General features: G+C 55.3%; 1 protein-coding gene. It reads right to left on the bottom strand.

What is annotated here, in order from left to right:
- Positions 1 to 2,656: efflux RND transporter permease subunit (locus tag AC2VLY_RS15780; protein ID WP_486922611.1), on the bottom strand; the 2,656-nt coding region annotated here is incomplete at both ends.

Raw genomic sequence — 2,656 nt, 5'->3', positions numbered from 1 at the left:
ACTGCACAATCAGAATTCCCTGCTTGGCAATCAGACCAATCAGCATGACCATCCCTACTTCCGAGTAAATATTGACACTGGAAGCGCCGAGACTGATAGGCAACAACGCCCCAAACAGCGCCACCGGAACAGCCGTGAGCACCACCAGAGCATCCCGGAAGCTGTTGAACTGCGCCGCGAGCAGGAGCAGCACCATCAGCAGGGCAAAGGCAAAAGTGACCGCCAGCGCATTACCCTGATGCACATACTGGCGGGATACGCCGGCATAATGGATCTGATCCCCACCGGGAAGAATTTTTTGCGCATGAGATTGCAAAAACTGCAGCGCTTGTCCCAATGACACGCCAGGAGCCGGGTTGGCCTGAATAAATACCGCCGGCAACTGCTGAAACTGCGGTAAAAATGTCGGTGCCGATTCCGACTTCAGGGACACAAAAGTGGACAGAGGAATCTCGGCGCCGGAAGGCGTTTTGATGGTATAGGCCTTGAGAAAATCGGGGTTGGCCCGCAACGCAGGTGGTACTTGTGGCACTACCCGATAGCTCAAACCGTCCATATCGAAGTAGTTGACGTAGTTGCCACCCAATAGCGTCTCCAGATTTTGTCCGATATCGGCCATGCTGAGTCCAAACGATGCAGCCATTTGCCGATTAATGACCACCTGCTGAATCTGGTTGTTGTACTTCAGATTTTTGCAGACAAAAGAAAAAAGGCCGCTGGCTTTGGCTTCCTGAACCAGCTTGGCAGAAATGCCATCCAGTTGATGATAGGAGCCTCCCGTACTGGTCAATACGAACTGCACCGGCAAGCCGACCGCTGCCCCGGGGAGTGGCGGCAAGCCAAAAGCGGACAGTTTCATACCGGGTACCTGCTCGGCCAGCTTCTGCACCTTGGCTTTGACCTGATGCGTGGTCACCGTGCCGCGCTCGGGCTTCAGAACCACACCCGCCATCACTTCATTATTTAACAGCATGCCGCCAATACCCACCCCGTTGACCGCAAAACTATGACTGCGGCTGGCAATTTTGTCGAAAACCGTATTCGTCAGATAGTGATCATAAGCATTCATGTATTCCAGCGTCGCCGTGGGCTGGGCAACGCCGTTCACATAAACAATGCCCTGATTCGCCGGCGGTGCCAGCTCACTCTGGCTGATGCTGAAAAGAAAATAGATGCCTCCCGTCAATACCAGGGCCAAAGCCACGGTGGCCGGCCAAACCCGCAAACTCGCGAAAAGAAGGCGTCCGTAAAAGGCCTTCAGGCGTCCAAATACATGATCCACCAAATGGGAGACCCGGCCCTCCTGTCCCGCTTTCAGAACCCGGGAAGCCAGCATGGGCGCCAGGGTCAGCGCGGCAATCATGGACAACAGCACCGTGGCCACAATGGTAAAAGCAAATTCGCTGAATAAGTGGCCCACCAACCCGCCAATAAAGGCCATGGGGGCAAATACGGCCACCAGTGTCGTGGCCATCACCAGAATCGGGCTGGCCAGTTCCCTGGCACTGAGCAGTGCCGCATGTAAAGGAGTTGCCCCATGTTCAATATGACGATGAACGTTTTCCACCACAATAATCGCGTCGTCCACCACCAGACCAATAGCCAGCACCATCGCCAACAGGGTCAGCAAATTGAGGGTATATCCCAGAGCATGCAGGATGGTGAGGGCTCCCACCATGGCCACAGGAATCGCCAGTGCCGGAACAATCAGCGCGCGCCAGGAACCCATGAACAAATAGATGACCAGAATGACCACCAGCAGTGCCAGGCCAATATTGATTTCCACTTCCTGCAGGGAGCTTTTGACAAACTGGGCCCCATTATAAATGGTGTACCCCTGCATTCCCGGAGGCATGGTCGCCTTCAACTGGGTCATGACTTTGTGAATACCCTGGGCGACCTGCAGGGCGTTACTGCCGGGGGCCTGCTGAATACCGATATTGACAGCCGGCTGTCCATCCACCATGACGGATGAATCATAAGTCTGAGCGCCCAAAGAGACCTTGGCGACCTGCTCCAGATGGATGGGTACGCCGTGCACCGTCGCCACTACCAGATTGCGGAATTCTGCCGCACTATGCAGGGCGGTATTGGCACTGAGGGATACTGCCGTATATTCGCCGCGCAACCGCCCTACCGCCGCGACAAAGTCATTTTTCTTGAGCGCATCGCTGACCTGCGCCGGGGTCACTCCCAATACCGCCATTTCCTGCGGATTCAGCCAGACCCGCATGGCGTAAGTATTACCGTTAGGCCCGGTACCCGGAGGCAGAATGGCAGTCAGACCCACGCCCGGAACCGATTGAATGGCGGGCTGCACGACGCGGGTCAGATAATCGGTTATCTGCTGCTGATTAAAGCCCTTACCGTGATAACTCAACAGCATCAGATAAGCTCCTGAACCAGACATTTCCTGAACCACCGGTTGCATGACCCCCTTGGGCAACTGATTCAGGACCGTATTGACCTTGCTTTGCACCTGCGACAGGGCGGCATTGGGGTTTTCCCCCATCCGCATATACAGGGTCAAAATGGAAATACCGTCTTCACTGACCGCCGTCATATAGTTTATGCCCGGGGCCTGACCCACGGCCTTTTCCAGAGGAGCAGTGATGAAGGCGTTGACGGTTTTGGGGGTGGCCCCGAAATAGTGGGT

The organism is Acidithiobacillus sp. TH-A36, from assembly GCF_057473445.1.
This window is presented reverse-complemented; position numbering and strand designations above follow the sequence as displayed.